13 protein-coding genes and 1 tRNA gene are annotated in these 16,724 nt (G+C 71.7%); 13 read left to right on the forward strand and 1 reads right to left on the reverse strand.

From position 1 onward, the window contains the following. From GB864_RS15295 to serA, 5 genes are all read left to right on the forward strand, one after another. On the forward strand, positions 1-3,275 hold a 3,275-nt coding region (locus tag GB864_RS15295; protein WP_160426564.1), incomplete at its 5' end, for a lamin tail domain-containing metallophosphoesterase family protein. Positions 3,276-3,319: 44 nt separating this feature from the next. Then, positions 3,320-4,072 (forward strand): copper homeostasis protein CutC, encoded by a 753-nt coding sequence (locus GB864_RS15300; RefSeq protein ID WP_160426565.1) that lies wholly within the window; start codon positions 3,320-3,322, stop codon positions 4,070-4,072. A gap of 259 nt (positions 4,073-4,331) precedes the next feature. Next, positions 4,332-4,850 carry a hypothetical protein gene (locus GB864_RS15305; RefSeq protein ID WP_160426566.1) on the forward strand — a complete coding sequence of 173 codons (519 nt, stop codon included), beginning with the start codon at positions 4,332-4,334 and terminating at the stop codon, positions 4,848-4,850. Next, complete coding sequence (locus GB864_RS15310; protein ID WP_160426567.1) at positions 4,847-5,233, forward strand: bacitracin resistance protein; 387 nt, start codon at positions 4,847-4,849, stop codon at positions 5,231-5,233. Before GB864_RS15305 ends, GB864_RS15310 begins: the two co-directional genes overlap by 4 nt. Before the next feature lie 156 nt (positions 5,234-5,389). Next, positions 5,390-6,982, forward strand: a complete 1,593-nt coding sequence (gene serA, locus GB864_RS15315) for a phosphoglycerate dehydrogenase (protein ID WP_160426568.1) — start codon at positions 5,390-5,392, stop codon at positions 6,980-6,982. Positions 6,983-7,536: 554 nt separating this feature from the next. Here the strand turns inward: serA and GB864_RS15320 are convergent. Next, the gene (locus GB864_RS15320; protein ID WP_160426569.1) at positions 7,537-8,109 is read right to left on the reverse strand and encodes a TetR/AcrR family transcriptional regulator; all 573 of its coding nucleotides are present in this window, start codon (positions 8,107-8,109) and stop codon (positions 7,537-7,539) included. Between the two features lie 151 nt (positions 8,110-8,260). Between GB864_RS15320 and GB864_RS15325 the strand changes: the two genes are divergently transcribed. The 8 genes from GB864_RS15325 to GB864_RS15360 all read left to right on the forward strand — a co-directional run bounded on the left by GB864_RS15325 (position 8,261) and on the right by GB864_RS15360 (position 16,544). Next, positions 8,261-9,820 carry an MFS transporter gene (locus GB864_RS15325; RefSeq protein ID WP_160426570.1) on the forward strand — a complete coding sequence of 520 codons (1,560 nt, stop codon included), beginning with the start codon at positions 8,261-8,263 and terminating at the stop codon, positions 9,818-9,820. A gap of 55 nt (positions 9,821-9,875) precedes the next feature. Then, positions 9,876-10,952, forward strand: a complete 1,077-nt coding sequence (locus tag GB864_RS15330; protein ID WP_160426571.1) for a 3-isopropylmalate dehydrogenase — start codon at positions 9,876-9,878, stop codon at positions 10,950-10,952. 56 nt (positions 10,953-11,008) lie between these two features. Then, complete coding sequence (locus GB864_RS15335; RefSeq protein ID WP_160426572.1) at positions 11,009-12,115, forward strand: branched-chain amino acid aminotransferase; 1,107 nt, start codon at positions 11,009-11,011, stop codon at positions 12,113-12,115. A 1-nt stretch (position 12,116) separates the two neighbouring features. Beyond that, positions 12,117-12,584 (forward strand): GNAT family acetyltransferase, encoded by a 468-nt coding sequence (locus GB864_RS15340; protein ID WP_202107281.1) that lies wholly within the window; start codon positions 12,117-12,119, stop codon positions 12,582-12,584. Between the two features lie 510 nt (positions 12,585-13,094). Continuing rightward, the gene (locus GB864_RS15345; protein ID WP_160426573.1) at positions 13,095-13,394 is read left to right on the forward strand and encodes a GIY-YIG nuclease family protein; all 300 of its coding nucleotides are present in this window, start codon (positions 13,095-13,097) and stop codon (positions 13,392-13,394) included. A gap of 307 nt (positions 13,395-13,701) precedes the next feature. After that, positions 13,702-14,490: a fumarylacetoacetate hydrolase family protein gene (locus GB864_RS15350; RefSeq protein WP_160426574.1), complete on the forward strand. Its 789-nt coding sequence runs from the start codon at positions 13,702-13,704 to the stop codon at positions 14,488-14,490. Between the two features lie 263 nt (positions 14,491-14,753). Further along, a complete protein-coding gene (gene gltX / locus GB864_RS15355; protein WP_160426575.1) occupies positions 14,754-16,283 on the forward strand; it encodes a glutamate--tRNA ligase in 1,530 nt (509 codons plus the stop codon). A 189-nt stretch (positions 16,284-16,472) separates the two neighbouring features. After that, a tRNA-Gln gene (locus tag GB864_RS15360) sits at positions 16,473-16,544 on the forward strand. Positions 16,545-16,724: the final 180 nt, after the last annotated feature.

The following is a 16,724-nucleotide window of genomic DNA, read 5'->3' on the forward strand; positions in this document are numbered from 1 at the left end:
CATCGGCGCCCGCAGCAGCGTCGCCCGCGGCCGCGCCGCCGCCCGCCGAGGACGAATCGCCGGCCCTGCCGCCCGCCGAGCCGGCCGACGGGCCGCTCGCCGTCGTGATCTCCGAGGTCGCGAACGGCACGGCGCGCTCCGCGAAGGACAGCTTCTTCGAACTGCGCAACGTCTCGGACGCCGAGGTCGATCTCACGGGCTGGAACGTCTACCGCTGCAACGCGATGGGCCTGCGCCCGCGGCTCGACGGCGGCGAGGCGCGCTTCGACGGGGTCGTGCTCGCCTCAGGCGCGACGTTCACGGTCGCCCGGCCCGGCACGCTGCCCGACGCCGACGCCCTCATCTCCCACGGCTTCCCGGCGAGCGGCTTCGGGCTCGTCCTCATCGACCCCGGCGGCGCGCGCGTCGACGCCGTCGGCGTCTACCCGAACGAGCCGTGGCCGACGACGAGCGAGTGCACCGTCGGCCGCAACCTCCCGAATTCGCTCGCGTTCGCGCTCGACGAGAGCTGGCAGCGGGTCGCCGTCACGGGCGACGCGGAGCGCGACTGGGTGCGGGCCCGTTCGACGCCCGGTGCGCCGAACGCCGAACGCGCCGCGGCCCCCGCGACCGACGCCCCCGACCTCCGCATCGAGGAGCTCGCCGCGGCCGGCGTCGACGACGACGAGGACGACTTCGTCGAACTCGTCAACCGCTCGGCCGTCCCGGCGGATGTCTCGGGGTGGCGGCTCTACCGTTGCACGGCGTCCGGCCGAGCGACGTCCGACACCCTCATGACGGAGTTCGCCGCGGGCGAGACGCTCTCGCCGGGGGAGCGGATCGTGGTCGCCGGCCCGGCGTTCTCGGGCGGCGACGGCCGCACGGTCGCGAACCCGACTTCGCTCGCGCAGACCGCCTTCGGGGCGCTCCTCGTCGACGCCGGCGGAGCGCGCGTATCGGGCGTCGCGGTCTCAGGGCACGCGGATTCGGCGTGCCAGTCGGGTGACGCCAAGCTCGCGTCCGTGCTCGACTCCCGCACGGGCGAGTCGTGGCAGGTCGGCGCGGACGGCGAGTGGGTGGTCGCACCGCGCACGCCCGGCCGCGCCAACACGTCGACCGACACGGGGCTCGCGCATCGGGCATCCTCGACGGCGACCGCCGCGTCGCTCGCGGGCGACTCGGTCGCGATCAGCGAGTTCGCCGTCGACCCGGCCGGCGTCGCCGCCGCCGACGACCGGCACCACTTCGTCGAACTCGCCAACTACGGGCAGACGCCCGTCGATCTCTCGGGCTGGATGCTCGTGCGCTGCGGCCACGACGGCTTCCGCGACCGCGGGTCGCTCGCGACGGCCCCTCCGGGCACGGTGCTCGCGCCCGGGGCGACGTGGATCGCCGCGGCGCCCGGCACGGCCGAGTCGGATCGCGCCGACGCCCGGCTGTCGGGCGAGTTCGACTTCCGCGGTGCGGGCGTCTGGGTCGAGGACGAGCACGGGCGGCTCGTCGACCGGGTCGGCGCGTTCGCGCAGAACGAGATGGACGAGAGCGTGGAGACGCCGAGCGCGTGCACGAACGAGCGCTCGCTGACGGTGTTCGAGGTCGACCGCCTCGAGGGGGAGACGTTCCGGCGAACCGCCTTCACCGGTGTCGATGCCGAGGACTTCGTCGCGGCACCGGCGACGCCGGGCGTGCTCGACCGGGTGCGTTTCGCCGTCGCGGTATCGCCCGCGGCCGCCTCCGGCGCCGAGCCGGTGCTCTCGCGGCACGATGTCGAGGAGACGGACGCCATGATCGAGCGGAACCTCGCCGTGCGCGCCGCGCGCCGCACGGATCTCGCCGTCCGGCAGGCGTGGGCGGGCACGAGCGAGGGCCGGCTCGCGGTGCACGCCGGCGAGGGCGAGCAGCAGGTCGCCCCGGATGCCTCGCCGGCCGCCGCCGACGACGGCTACGGCTTCCCGTACGTGCGGCTGATCGTCGACGCCCCGACCGGGGCCGCGGCAGGCGGCGCGAACCTGGTCTGGAGCGGCACCGCCGCCGGCCGCGCCGGCGTCGCGCTCTCGGCCTGGGACGGGGCGGCGTGGCGGCTGCTCGCCGAGACGATCCCCGCCGCCGACGGCACGGTCGAGCTCGCGGGCCGTGTCGGTCCGGCCGACGTCGAGGGCGGCGCGGTCGAACTGCTCGTCCAGGCCGGCGGGCGCGCGAGCACGCTCGAGGCGGGCGTCGCGGACGCCTTCGCCGATCCCGCCGACTACGACCTCGCGATCAGCCATCTGACCGACACGCAGTACCTCACCGAGGCGTACCCGGCCGTCTACGAGCAGATGGTGGACTGGATCGTCGACAACGCGGACGAGCGCAAGATCGCCTTCGCCACGCACACGGGCGACCTCGTGCAGAACTGGGTCGACCCCGACCAGGAGCCCGGGCGCGCGCGGAGCGAGTTCGCGCTCGCGAGCGGCATCCAGGCACGGCTCGAAGCGGCGGGCGTGCCCTCGAGCGTGCTGCCGGGGAACCACGATTCGAAGCGCGGCGTCGACTACACCCTCTTCAACGAGGCGTTCCCGCCGTCGCGGTACGCCGGGTCGCCGACCTGGGGCGGTTCGATCGCGCCGAAGGACAACCGCGCCCACTACGACGTGCTCGACGCCGACGGCGCGTGCTTCCTCATGCTCGCGCTGCCCTACGCCTACGGCGACGCCGAGCTGGCGTGGGCGCGGGGCGTCGTCACGGGGCATCCGCAGTGCAACGTCGTCGTCTCGACGCACGAGCACCTCCAGGCGAAGACGCTCGAGCGCGACGCCCATCGCTCGGCCGCGTCGCGGTGGATGTCGCGGGCCGACCGCCTCTGGGAGGAGGTCGTCGCCCCGAACCGCAACGTCGTGCTCGTGCTCTCGGGGCACTTCCACGGCCTCGGCCGGATCGTGACGCCGGACGCGGGCGGGATCGAGGGGCACACCGTCGTCGAGCTCCTCGCCGACTACCAGGAGTTCCGCACGCACACGGGGGAGCGGGCGACCGGGTTCCAGCGCCTGCTGCAGCTCGACCTCGCGGGCGGGGCGGTCGGCGTCGACACGTGGTCGGAGACGCTCGGGGAGCGCTGGTCGTACCCCTACGACTACGGGCAGTTCCTGCGCGACTCGGGCCAGGACGACTCGTTCTCGACCATGCGGCCGTGGAACATCGTCGAGCGCGGCACGCAGGGGCGCTACGACGAGACCGACGACGACTTCCTCGTCGAGCAGATCGCCTTCCAATACCCGAAGTCCCTCGCCACCACGGGGGTGTCCGTGATCGGATGACGCGGGGCAGCGGCCCTGCGCGGCGCCGCGGATAAGGTGAGCGGATGCCGCAGCGCCTTCCCGTCGAGATCGCCGTCCAGGACGCCGAGGGCGTCCGCATCGCCCTCGAGGAGGGAGCGGCGCGCGTCGAGCTCTGCCAGGCGCTCGGGCTCGGCGGACTGACGCCCTCGGCCGGGCTCATCGAGTCCGCCGTCGAGGCGTCGGCGGCGGTCGGCGTCGCCGGGTTCGTCCACGTCCTCGTGCGCCCGCGGGGCGGCGGTTTCGTCTACTCCGCCGACGAACGCGCGGCGATCGCCCGCGACATCCGGCTCTGCGCGCGCCTCGGCGCCGACGGGGTCGTGGTCGGCGCCCTCGACGAGGATGGGCGGATCGACCTCGACGCGCTCGCCGCGTTCGTCGACGCCGCGGGCGAGATCGACGTCACCGTCCACCGCGCGGTCGACGCCGCCGCCGACCCGGTCGCCGCGGTCGCGGCCCTCGCCGGTCGGGGCGTGCGCCGCGTGCTCACCTCGGGCGGCGCCCCGACCTGCGCCGAGGGCGTCGACGGCCTCGCAGCGATGCTGCGGGAGTCCGGCGGACGGCTCGAGCTCATGGCCGGCGGCGGCGTGCGGCCGGACGACGTCGGCACCCTCGCGGCCCTCGGCGTCGACGCCGTGCACCTCTCCGCCCGCCGCACGATCGTCGCCGGCCCCGGCGGTCCCGGCGGCGGGTCCGACGGCTACGACGCGACCGATCGCGACGTCGTCGCGCGAGCCGTCGCGCTCGCCTCGGCGCACTCCATCCCGCTGGTCGAGTAGCGGCGAAACCCCCGTTGGTCGAGTAGCGGCGAAGCCGCCGTTGGTCGAGTAGCGGCGAAGCCGCGTATCGAGACCCGCAGCTCTCGTTGGTCGAGTAGCGGCGAAGCCGCGTCTGCACTCGCTGGTCGAGTAGCGGCGAAGCCGCGTATCGAGACCCACAACCCGCCGCACGCCGTCTCGACGCCCATCGCTCCTCGACCGACGGAGGAGTGACCGCGCCCGGCCTTGCGAGGGGAAGGCCCTCGGTAGGCTGGAGCCCATGACCGACGAACCCGACGACGACGACGCGCTGCGCTGGCAGGGCGACGACGACGCCCCGCTCGCCGCCGGGTGGAAGAAGGTCGGCACCGCGGCGTCGACGCGTTCCGAGGAGCCCGGCGACGCGGCGACGGATGCCGCCCCCGACGATGGCGCGGACGCCGACGACGACGCCGCCGACGCCGCCGACGCGGATCACGAGCGCACGGACCGGCTCGGCTCGATCGAACTCGTGGCGCTCGGTGTGCTCGGCGGTGTGTACCTGCTGTACACGATCGGCTGGCTGGCGCGCGCATCCTCGCTCAGCACCTACTACGCGGTCGATCAGTCGGTGGATGCGCTCGGTCACGTCATGTTCGTCCTCGGCACCTGGCTCGCGGTGCTCGCGCCGGCGGCGTGGTTCGCGACCACCCTCTGGCTGGCTCGCGGGCATCGCGTCGCCCGCGTCGCCTGGCTCGTCGTCGGTGCGGTGCTGACGATGCCGGTGCCCTTCCTCTTCGGATTCGGAGTGAGTTCATGAGCGACGACCGCTCGACCGTCGAGGCCCCGGTCGCGGATCCGGTACCGGCGGCGCCGTTCCGCCCGACCTGGCTCGTCCTCGCCATCAGCATCCTGTTCGGCCTCTTCTTCGCCTGGGACGCGTGGGAAGCGGTCGGCAACTTCCTCTCGATCACGCAGTACTACGTCGACGGGCTGGGCGGCACGATCACCGTGCTCGGCTGGTTCGTCTACCTCGGCAGCATCCTGCTCCCGATCGTCATCTTCGCCGCGGCGCTCTGGCTGACCCGCCGCCGTTCCGTCTGGCAGCTCGCCGTGGTGATGTTCGCCGGGCTGTGCCTGTCGGCGGCGCTGTGGCTCGACATCATCGCCCGTGCGAACCCGGTCGTCCTGCTGAACCTGTGATCGGACTCGGCGCGCTTCTGGCCTGAGCGGCGTCACACGCGCGAAACATGCCGGAGACGCGGGTCTAGACTGGCGCGGATAGCGCGCCCCGACGGCGTGTGGCGCGAACCGTCCCGCAGGCAGCCTCTGCCAACGTCCCCGAAGAGGAATCCGCTCGTGTCGAAACCGGTCGTCCTGATCGCCGAAGAACTCTCGCCTGCCACCGTCGAGGCACTCGGCCCCGACTTCGACGTCCGCTCCGTCGACGGCACCGACCGCCCGGCGCTGCTCTCCGCGCTCGCCGAGGCCAACGCGATCCTCGTGCGCTCCGCGACGAAGGTCGACGCGGAGGCCATCGCGGCCGCGCCGAAGCTGCAGGTCATCGCACGCGCGGGCGTCGGCCTCGACAACGTCGACATCAAGGCCGCGACGACGGCCGGCGTCATGGTCGTCAACGCGCCGACCTCGAACATCATCTCGGCCGCCGAGCTGACCGTGGGCCACATCCTGAGCCTCGCGCGGCACATCCCGGCCGCCCACGCCTCGCTCAGCGCGGGCGCCTGGAAGCGCTCGTCGTACACGGGCGTCGAGCTCTACGAGAAGACGATCGGCATCATCGGCCTCGGCCGCATCGGCGCGCTCATCGCGGCCCGCCTGCAGGCCTTCGGCACCGAGATCATCGCGTACGACCCCTACATCACGGCGGCGCGCGCCCAGCAGCTCGGGGTGCGCCCGGTCTCGCTCGACGAGCTGCTCGAGCAGAGCGACTTCATCACGATCCACATGCCGAAGACGCCCGAGACCACGGGCATGATCAGCACCGAGCAGCTCGCGAAGATGAAGCCGACGGCCTTCGTCGTCAACGTCGCGCGCGGCGGGCTCATCGACGAGGATGCCCTGCACGAGGCGCTCGTCGCCGGCACGATCGCGGGCGCGGGCCTCGACGTCTTCGTGAGCGAGCCCCCGAAGGACTCGCCCCTCGTCTCCCTGCCGAACGTCGTCGTCACGCCCCACCTCGGCGCGTCGACCGACGAGGCCCAGGAGAAGGCGGGCGTCTCGGTCGCCAAGTCGGTGCGCCTCGCCCTCGCCGGCGAGCTCGTGCCCGACGCGGTCAACGTCGCCGGCGGCATCATCGACCCGTACGTGCGCCCGGGCATCCCCCTGACCGAGAAGCTCGGCCAGCTCTTCTCCGGCCTCGCGAACGGCCCCCTCACCACGGTCGACGTCGAGGTGCGCGGCGAGCTCGCCGACTACGACGTCTCGGTGCTGAAGCTCGCGGCCCTCAAGGGCATCTTCACGAACGTCGTCTCCGAGTCGGTCTCGTACGTGAACGCGCCCCTGCTCGCCGAGCAGCGCGGTGTCGAGGTGCGCCTCATCACGTCGGCCGAGTCGCCCGAGTACCGCAACGTCATCACGATCGCGGGTGCGCTCGCCGACGGCCGCCAGGTCTCGGTGTCGGGCACGCTCACCGGCACGAACCAGATCGAGAAGCTCGTCGGCATCGACGGCTACGACCTCGAGGTGCCGATCGCCCAGCACCACATCGTCATGCGTTACACCGACCGCCCCGGCATCGTCGCGGTCTACGGCCGCGAGTTCGGTGAGGCCGGCATCAACATCGCCGGCATGCAGATCGCCCGCCAGGCCGCCGGGGGCGCCGCGCTCTCGGTGCTGACGGTCGACTCGCCCGTGCCGGCCGAGGTGCTCGAGCGCGTCCGCGAGGCCATCGAGGCCGAGGTGCTGCTCGAGATCGACGTCGTCGAGCAGTAACGCCCGATTCGAGGATGCCCGCCGCGACGCGTTCGCGGCGGGCATCCGTCGTTGCGCCGCCCCGTTGGTCGAGTGGGGCCATCCCGTCGGTCGAGTAGGCGCGCAGCGCCGTATCGAGACCAAGGAGGGCGACCTCACCAGGTCTCGATACGCTCCTCCGTCGCTACTCGACCGGCGGCTGCGTCGGTCGAGTAGGCGCGCAGCGCCGTATCGAGACCCCGGAGGCTGCCTCACCAGGTCTCGATACGCTCCTGCGTCGCTACTCGACCCGCGGAGTTCGTCGGTCGAGTAGGCGCGCAGCGCCGTATCGAGGCCCCGGAGGCTGCCTCACCAGGTCTCGATACGCTCCTCCGTCGCTACTCGACCGGCGGGGACTTTCGTCGGTCGAGTAGGCGCGCAGCGCCGTATCGAGGCCCCGGTGGGCGTCTCACCAGGTCTCGATACGCTCCTCCGTCGCTACTCGACCCGCGCCGTTCGTCGGTCGAGTAGGCGCGCCAGCGCCGTATCGAGACCCCGCAAGTCGCCTCACCAGGTCTCGAGACGCTCCTTCGTCGCTACTCGACCGGGGGGTTCCCGCCGCCGAGGCCCTCGAAGAGCGCGACGAGCGCGTCCATCTGCGCCGGGGCGATCGCGGTGAGCCCGTCGGAGAGTTCGGGCGACTCGGCGCGCAACGCTGCGTGGTAGTACAGCCCGTCGCCGACGAGCGCGACGGCGAGCGCCGCGGCGGGGTCGGTCACGTGCCGGCCGAGCGCCTCGATCCACGCGCGGCGCACGTCGTCGAGGGCCGCGGCCGCCGCGCGGTCGCCGGATTGGGCGAGGCGCAGCGCGGCGACGAACGTGCGGTCGAGGTCGGTCTCGACGACCTCCGACGAGCGCAGGAAGTACGAGATCGCGCCGCGGGGATCCGAGTGGATGCGGGCGACATCGTCGGCGACGAGGTCGTCGAGCCGGGCCAGGAGCCCGTCGATGAGGGCGCGTCGCGAGCCGAAGTGGTAGAGCAGCCCGCCTTTGGAGACGCCGGCCGCCTTCGCGGTGGCGTCGAGGGTCGCGCCGCGTTCGCCGCCGGCGATGACGAGGCGTTCGAAGGCGTCGAGCACCGCGTCGCGGGCGGCGGGCGGTCGGCTCATGCGTCCCATTCTGGTCGGGGATGCGGGCCCGTTCGAACCGCATCGCTTGAAACTCTACCGTCCAGACGGTACAGTAATGACGAGCCGCCCGCCAGCCGGGCGGTTCCGCACGTCACGCACGTCGCCGAAACGAACGAACACGGAACCAGCCATGCACACCGACTCCCTCCCCGTCATCCGCCCCGCCGCCGTCGACCCCGCGCCCGCGCCCGCGCGCGCCGGCCGTCGCGCCTGGGTCGCCCTGGCCGTGCTCATGCTCCCCGTGCTGCTCGTCTCGATCGACAACACCGTGCTGAGCTTCGCGCTGCCCGAGATCGCCGTCGACCTCGCGCCGAGCGCCGCACAGCAGCTCTGGATCATCGACGCCTACCCGCTCGTGCTCGCCGGACTGCTCGTGGCGATGGGCTCCCTCGGCGATCGCATCGGGCGCCGGCGCCTGCTGCTCATCGGCGCGACCGGCTTCGCCGTGATCTCGGTTGCCGCGGCCTTCGCACCGACCGCCGAGGCCCTCATCGCCGCGCGCGCCGCGCTCGGCTTCTTCGGCGCCATGCTCATGCCCTCGACGCTCTCCCTGCTGCGCACGATCTTCGCCGACCGCGAGCAGCGCCGGCTCGCCATCGCGATCTGGGCCACCGGGTTCGCCGCGGGCTCCGCGCTCGGGCCCCTCGTCGGCGGCATCCTGCTCGAACACTTCGCCTGGGGGTCGGTCTTCCTCCTCGCCGTGCCCGTGCTCGTGCCGCTCGTCGTGCTGCTGCCCCTGCTCGTGCCCGAGAGCCGCGACCCCGCGCCCGGACCCGTCGACCCCATCAGCATCCTGCTCTCGCTCGCGGCGATGGCGCCCGTCGTCTTCGGCATCAAGTCGATCGCGACCGAGGGCGTCGGCGTCGCCGGCATCCTCGCGATCGTCGCGGGCCTCGCCTTCGGCGTGCTCTTCGTGCGCCGGCAGCTGCGCCGCCCGGTGCCGCTGCTCGACGTGCGCCTGTTCCGGCAGGGCACCTTCGGCGGCGCCGTGCTCGTCAACCTGCTGAGCGTGCTCTCCCTCGTCGGCTTCCTCTACTTCGTCTCGCAGCACCTGCAGCTCATCGTCGGCCTCCGGCCCGTCGAAGCGGGCCTCGCGCTGCTGCCCGGCCTCCTCGTGATGATCGTCGCGGGCCTCGTCGTCGTGCCGATCGCCCGCCGCGTGCGCCCGCAGGTGCTCGTGCCCGTCGCGCTCGGCATCTCGGCGCTCGGCTACCTCGTGGTCGCGCTCACCGCCGACTCGGGCGCGCTCGAGCCGATCATGGTGGCGTTCGCGCTGCTCGGCCTCGGCATCGGGGCGGCCGAGACCGTCTCGAACGAGCTCGTGCTCTCGAGCGCCCCCGCCGACAAGGCCGGCGCCGCCTCGGCGGTCTCCGAGACGGCGTACGAGCTGGGGGCCGTGCTCGGCACGGCGATCCTCGGCAGCATCCTGACGTTCCACTACCGCGCGTCCCTCGTGCTGCCGGGCGGTCTCACCGCCGAGCAGGCGAGCGCTTCCCGCGAGACCCTCGCGGGCGCCATGACGACGGCGGAGGAGCTGCCCGCCGACGCCGGCACCGCCCTCGCGGATGCCGCCGCGCACGCGTTCGACTCGGGCGTGGCGATCACCTCGTTCATCGGCGTCGGGCTCGTCGTCGCGGCGATGGTCGTGGCCGCCCTCACGCTCGGCCGGACGGGACGTCGCCGGACCTGACCCGCCCAGGGGAGGCGAGTACGCTGGTTCGCACCATCCCACCCGAAGGAGCCGCATGTCCCAGCGCGTCCGTCTCGCCGTCATCCGTGGTGACGGCATCGGCCCCGAAGTCGTCGCCGAGGGCCTCAAGGCGCTCGAGGCCGCGACCGCGGGCAGCGACCTCGTCTTCGAGCGCACCGAGTTCTCGCTCGGCGCCGAGCGCTACCTCGCGACGGGCGACACGCTGACGGATGCCGACCTCGACGCGATCAAGGGCCACGACGCGATCCTGCTCGGGGCCGTCGGCGGGGTGCCGAACGACCCGCGGCTCACGGGCGCGAACATCGAGCGCGGGCTGCTGCTGAAGCTGCGCTTCGAGCTCGACCACTACGTGAACCTGCGGCCGACGACGCTCTTCCCGGGCGTCACGAGCCCGCTCGCCGAGCCCGGCGAGGTCGACTTCGTCGTCGTGCGCGAGGGCACCGAGGGCCCCTACGTCGGTAACGGCGGCGCGATCCGCGTCGGCACGAGCGCCGAGGTCGCCACCGAGACGAGCCTCAACACCGCCTACGGCGTCGAGCGGGTCGTGCGCTACGCGTTCGAGACGGCCGAACGCCGCCCGCGCAAGCGGCTCACCCTCGTGCACAAGACCAACGTGCTCACGTTCGCCGGTTCCCTCTGGAAGCGCACGGTCGACCGCGTGGCGGCGGAGCATCCGAACGTCGCCGTCGACTACCTGCACATCGACGCGGTGACGATCTTCTTCGTCACCGACCCTGCTAGATTCGACGTCATCGTCACCGACAACCTCTTCGGCGACATCATCACCGATTTGGCCGGCGCGATCAGCGGCGGCATCGGTCTGGCCGCCTCGGGCAACATCAACCCCGATGGCCGCTTCCCCAGCATGTTCGAGCCGGTTCACGGTTCCGCACCCGACATCGCCGGGAAGGGCATCGCCGATCCCACGGCCGCCATCCTCTCGACCGCCCTGCTGCTCGACCACCTCGGTCGACGCGAGGAGGCCGACCGGGTGCGGACCGCCGTCACCGCCGACCTCGCCGAGCGCATCGGCGGGGCCGCCCGCTCGACGAGCGAGATCGGCGACGCCATCGCCGCCCGCCTCGCGGGCACGAACGCTTCCGCGGCCTAGCCGCGGACATCAACGCAGTCGCGGCCTCGCCGCCACCAGCCGAGAAAGAAGGCACCATGACGATCCAGCTCCCGCTCGCGCAGCCGAACCTGCTCTGGCAGATCCTCAAGAACGAGAACGCGAAGGATGCCGAGGCGCGCGAGGCGATCCTCGCCGATCCCGGCTTCGGCAACCACTTCACCGACCACATGGTCGACATCTGCTGGAGCGAGAAGGGCGGCTGGCACCGCCCGCGCGTGCAGCCCTACGGCCCGATCCAGCTCGACCCGGCCGCCGCCGTGCTGCACTACGCGCAGGAGATCTTCGAGGGCCTGAAGGCCTACCGGCACGCCGACGGCTCGATCCACACGTTCCGCCCGTACGAGAACGCGGCCCGCCTGCAGCGCTCGGCCCGCCGCCTCGCGCTGCCCGAGCTGCCCGTCGAGTACTTCATCGAGTCGCTGCAGCGTCTCGTGCAGGCCGACGGCGACTGGGTGCCGAGCGCCCCCGAGACGAGCCTGTACCTGCGCCCGTTCATGTTCGCCAAGGAGGCCTTCCTCGGCGTGCGGCCCGCGAAGAAGGTGGCCTACTACCTCATCGCGAGCCCGGCCGGCGCGTACTTCCACGGCGGCATCGCCCCCGTCGACATCTGGCTCTCGACCGACTACACGCGCGCCGCGAAGGGCGGCACGGGTGCGGCCAAGACGGGCGGCAACTACGCGGCGAGCCTGCTGCCGCAGGCCGAGGCCTACGAGCACGGCTGCCAGCAGGTGCTCTTCCTCGACGACGAGGGCAACCTCGAGGAGCTCGGCGGCATGAACGTCGTGCTCGTGCGCAAGGACGGCTCGCTGCTCACGCCCGACTCCGACTCGATCCTCGAGGGCATCACGCGCGCGTCGATCCTCCAGCTCGCGCAGGACCGCGGCCTCGCCGTCGAGCAGCGCCCGATCTCGCTCACCGAGTGGCGCGAGGGCGCGGCCTCCGGCGACATCGTCGGCGCGTTCGCGTGCGGCACCGCCGCGGTCGTCGTGCCGATCGGCTCGCTGAAGTCCGAGGAGTTCACCATCGAGCACGTCGGCGACGCCGCCACCGAGATCGCGCTGTCGCTGCGCGAGGAGCTCACGGGCATCCAGTACGGCCGTCTCGAGGACCGTCACGGCTGGAACCTCCGGCTGGACGCCTGAGTTGCCCGCCCCCTTCAGCATCCGGCCCTTCCGCCGGGATGCGACGGGGGACGACACCGAGCCGGTCGTGGCGCTCTGGCGCGCGGCCGGCTTGGTCGTCCCCTGGAACGACCCGTACCTCGACATCGAACGCAAGCTCGAAGTGCAGCCGGAGCTCTTCCTCGTCGGCGAGGCTGACGGGCGCATCGTCGCGACGGCGATGATCGGCTACGACGGGCATCGCGGCTGGGTGAACTACCTCGCGGTGGATGCCTCCTCGCGCGGCGACGGCTACGGACGGTTGCTCATGGCGGAGGCCGAGCGGCTGCTCGTCGAACGCGGCTGCCCCAAGCTCAACCTGCAGGTGCGCTCCACCAACAGCGACGTCATCGCGTTCTACGAGCGCCTCGGCTACACCGACGACCGCGTCTCGAGCCTCGGCAAACGCCTCATCCCCGACCTCCCGCCGGCGTCCCCGCCGCTCGAGTAGGCGCGCCTCCGTCGGTCGAGTAGGCGCGAAGCGCCGTATCGAGACCCAGGTTGGTCGGCTCGCGCGGTCTCGATACGCTCCTCCGTCGCTACTCGACCAGCGGGTGAATGCGCTGGTCGAGTAGGCGCGAAGCGCCGTATCGAGACCCAGGTTGGTCGGCTCGCGCGGTCTCGATACGCTCCTCCGTCGCTACTCGACCAGCGGGTGAATGCGCTGGTCGAGTAGGCGCGAAGTCTCCGCTGGTCGAGTAGGCGCGAAGTCTCCGCTGGTCGAGTAGGCGCGCAGCGCCGTATCGAGACCCCGGTGGGTCGGCTCACGTGGTCTCGATACGCTCCTCCGTCACTACTCGACCAGCGGGTGGATGCGCTGGTCGAGTAGGCGCGAAGCGCCGTATCGAGACCCGACGGCCCAGGACTCGGCCGCCCCTCCACCGCTCCCGTCCCGGGCCATCAACTCCTCACAGCCCCGCCCATCGCAGCCGACGCATCGCCCGCAGCCGATACTCCCCGAATGGCATGGCTGTGCATCCTCGAATGCGCCGACGGCTCGTTCTACGTCGGCAGCACCATCGATCTCGAACGGCGGCTCGCGCAGCACCAGCGCGGTGAAGGCGCGGCGTACACGCGTCGCCGCCGACCGCTCCGACTCGTCTACCAGCAGCAGTTCGACCGCGTCGACGAAGCGTTCGCCCGAGAGAAGCAGGTGCAGAACTGGGGCCGCCGGAAGCGCATCGCGCTGATCAACGGCGAGTTCGCGTTGCTGCCGTCGCTCGCGAAGAAGCCGCCGCGGGCGTCCCCGCCGGTCGAGTAGGCGCGCAGCGCCGTATCGAGACCCCGGCAGTTCGGCTCACGGGGTCTCGATACGCTCCTTCGTCGCTACTCGACCGGCGGATGCGCTGGTCGAGTAGGCGCGCAGCGCCGTATCGAGACCCCGGAGGGTCGGCTCGCGTGGTCTCGATACGCTCCTTCGTCGCTACTCGACCGGCGGTGGTTGCGCTGGTCGAGTAGGCGCGCAGCGCCGTATCGAGACCCGGAGGGTCGGCTCTCGGGGTCTCGATACGCTCCTTCGTCGCTACTCGACCAGCGGGACGCCAGGACGCCCCGACTAGGCTGGCCGGGTGAAGATCGCACGTTTCTCCCGCGGCGAGGGCGTCATCGCCTTCGGCATCATCGACGACGAAGACGGCGAACTCGTCGTCCTGAAGTCAGACCCTGTGTTCATGGGGTTCGAGACGACGGGGGAGCGGGTGCCGCTCGCCGAGGTGAAGTTGCTCGCGCCCGTCATCCCGCGCTCCAAGGTCGTCGCGGTCGGCAAGAACTACCGCGCCCACGCCGAGGAGATGGGCGGCGAGGCGCCCGCCGAGCCGCTGCTGTTCCTCAAGCCGAACACGTCCGTCATCGGCCCGGGCGACCCCATCGTGCTGCCGGTGCAGTCGGAGCAGGTCGAGCACGAGGGCGAGCTCGCCGTCGTCATCGGCCGCATCGCGAAGAACCTCACGCCGGAAGAGGCATCCGAGGCGATCTTCGGCTACACGATCGCCAACGACGTCACCGCGCGCGACCTGCAGTCCCGCGACGGCCAGTGGACGCGGGCGAAGGGCTTCGACACGTTCTGCCCGACCGGCCCCATCGTCGAGACCGACCTCGACGTCGAGCACGGCTCGATCGAGGTGCGCGTCAACGGCGAGGTGCGCCAGCAGGGCGACTTCGCCGACCTGGTGCACTCGATCCCCGACATCATCAGCTACGCGTCGCGCGTGTTCACCCTGCTGCCCGGCGACCTCGTGCTCACGGGCACGCCGGCCGGCGTCGGCCCGATCGTCGCGGGCGACCGCGTCGAGGTGTCGGTGACCGGCCTCGGCACGCTCGGCAACCCGGTGCTCGACTCGCCGCTGAAGTCTGCGTAAGCGTCCCGCTGGTCGAGTAGGCGCGGAGCGCCGTATCGAGACCGGCTGACGGGGTCTCGATACGCTCCTGCGTCGCTACTCGACCGGCGGCGTTCGTCGGTCGAGTAGGCGCGGAGCGCCGTATCGAGACCGGCTGACGGGGTCTCGATACGCTCCTTCGTCGCTACTCGACCGGCGGGGCTTCGGCGCGACGGCTGACGGGGTCTCGATACGCTCCGTCCTCGCTACTCGACCCGCAGCGCCCTCGCCTACGATTGACGGTGATGTCTACGTCACCGATCCCCTTCACGACCGCTGCCGGCGCCGACGTGCGCGTGCGGTTCTGCCCTTCGCCGACCGGCACGCCCCACGTGGGCCTCGTTCGCACCGCGCTCTTCAACTGGGCGTACGCCCGGCACACGGGCGGCACGTTCGTCTTCCGCATCGAAGACACGGATGCTGCGCGCGACAGCGAGGAGAGCTTCGAGCAGATCGTGGATGCCCTCAGCTGGCTCGGCCTCGACTGGGACGAGGGCATCATGGTCGGCGGCCCGCACGAGCCGTACCGGCAGTCGCAGCGCAGCGAGATCTACCAGGACGTCATCCAGCGCCTGAAGGATGCCGGCCACCTCTACGAGTCGTATTCGAACGCCGAGGAGATCGACGCCCGCAACGCGGCGAACGGCCGCCCGAAGCAGCTCGGCTACGACAACTTCGACCGCGACCTCACCGAGGAGCAGAAGGCCGCGTTCCGCGCCGAGGGCCGCCAGCCGGCGCTGCGCCTGCGCGTGCCCGATGACATCGCACTCGGCTTCGACGACCTCGTGCGCGGTCCCATCGACTTCGCCGCGGGCAACACGATCGACTTCGTGCTCGTGCGCCCGAACGGCGCCCCGCTCTACACGTTCGTGAATCCCGTCGACGACGCGCTGATGGGCATCACGCACATCCTGCGCGGCGAGGACATCCTGCCGTCGACCCCGCGTCAGATCGCGCTCTACCTCGCGCTCATCGACATCGGCGTGACGTCGTTCGTGCCGCGCTTCGGCCACCTGCCGACCGTCACCGGCGAGGGCAACAAGAAGCTCTCCAAGCGCAACCCCGAGTCGAACCTGTTCCTGCACCGCGACCGCGGGTTCATCCCCGAGGGGCTCGTGAACTACCTCGCGCTGCTCGGCTGGGGCTTCTCGGCCGACCGCGACGTGTTCACGCGCGACGAGCTCGTCGAGCGCTTCGACGTCGCCGACGTGAATCCGAACCCGGCTCGCTTCGATCAGAAGAAGGCCGAGTCGATCAACGGCGACCACATCCGGATGCTCGCGCCTGCTGATTTCGCCGCCCGCACCGTGCCGTACCTCGCGGCCGCCGGCGTCGTCGAGCAGCCGCTCACGCCCGGCCAGGAGGCGACGCTCGCGGAGGCCGCGCCGCTCGTGCAGGAGCGCATCCAGCTGCTGGGGGAGGCGCCCGGCATGCTCGGCTTCCTCTTCACCGACGCCGAAGCGCTGCAGTACGAGGATGACGCCCTGAAGTCGCTTCCCGCCGACACGGATGCCGTGCTCGCCGCGTCGGTCGACGCCATGACGCGTCTGCCGGCCGAGTCGTGGGCGACCGCCGAGATCGAGGAGGCCCTCCGCGGCGCCCTCATCGAGGGACTCGCGCTGAAGCCCCGCGTGGCCTTCGGGCCAGTGCGCGTGGCCGTCTCGGGGCGCCGCGTCTCCCCGCCGCTGTTCGAGTCGATGCAGATCCTCGGCAAGATCGACTCGCTCGCCCGCCTCGACAAGCTCATCGCTCTGCGTTCTTCGCCGGTCGAGTAGCAGCCCCGCTGGTCGAGTAGGCGCGCCAGCGCCGTATCGAGACCTCGCGAACCGCCGGTCGAGTAGCGCGAAGCGCGTATCGAGACCACCCCCACCCCCACGCCACGCCCGGGCCCGCCGCCTCGATTTGTACGGCGGGCCCGGGTCGGGTAGAGTTACCTGTCGTTGCCGCGAGAGCGGTCAACACCATGGGGTATGGTGTAATTGGCAACACGGCGGTTTCTGGTACCGTTGTTCTTGGTTCGAGTCCAGGTACCCCAGCAGTGAAAAACCCCCGGTTCGCCGGGGGTTTTCGTGTTTTCCGGGTTCGTTTCGGGGTTGTCGGCCAAAAAGAGTGGATGCCTCGGGCGTGTCAGCTGCGTCCGGCCCAGCCTTTCCTGGTCCAGAGGCCTTCTTCGTCGCTGAGTCCGGTGTCGTAGGGCGAGGCGTGTTCGGGTGGCG

Origin of the sequence: Agromyces seonyuensis, assembly GCF_009789225.1 — a bacterium.
Classification (GTDB): Bacteria; Actinomycetota; Actinomycetes; order Actinomycetales; family Microbacteriaceae; genus Agromyces; species Agromyces seonyuensis.

What these genes read in the sequence shown, in the direction of transcription:
- GB864_RS15325 (WP_160426570.1), top strand. Translation starts at nt 8,261, where the DNA reads ATGCACACCGACTCCCTCCCCGTCATCCGCCCCGCCGCCGTCGACCCC.
- GB864_RS15320 (WP_160426569.1), bottom strand. Translation starts at nt 8,109, where the DNA reads ATGAGCCGACCGCCCGCCGCCCGCGACGCGGTGCTCGACGCCTTCGAA.
- GB864_RS15345 (WP_160426573.1), top strand. Translation starts at nt 13,095, where the DNA reads ATGGCATGGCTGTGCATCCTCGAATGCGCCGACGGCTCGTTCTACGTC.
- GB864_RS15300 (WP_160426565.1), top strand. Translation starts at nt 3,320, where the DNA reads ATGCCGCAGCGCCTTCCCGTCGAGATCGCCGTCCAGGACGCCGAGGGC.
- GB864_RS15305 (WP_160426566.1), top strand. Translation starts at nt 4,332, where the DNA reads ATGACCGACGAACCCGACGACGACGACGCGCTGCGCTGGCAGGGCGAC.
- GB864_RS15310 (WP_160426567.1), top strand. Translation starts at nt 4,847, where the DNA reads ATGAGCGACGACCGCTCGACCGTCGAGGCCCCGGTCGCGGATCCGGTA.
- GB864_RS15330 (WP_160426571.1), top strand. Translation starts at nt 9,876, where the DNA reads ATGTCCCAGCGCGTCCGTCTCGCCGTCATCCGTGGTGACGGCATCGGC.
- gltX (WP_160426575.1), top strand. Translation starts at nt 14,754, where the DNA reads ATGTCTACGTCACCGATCCCCTTCACGACCGCTGCCGGCGCCGACGTG.
- GB864_RS15335 (WP_160426572.1), top strand. Translation starts at nt 11,009, where the DNA reads ATGACGATCCAGCTCCCGCTCGCGCAGCCGAACCTGCTCTGGCAGATC.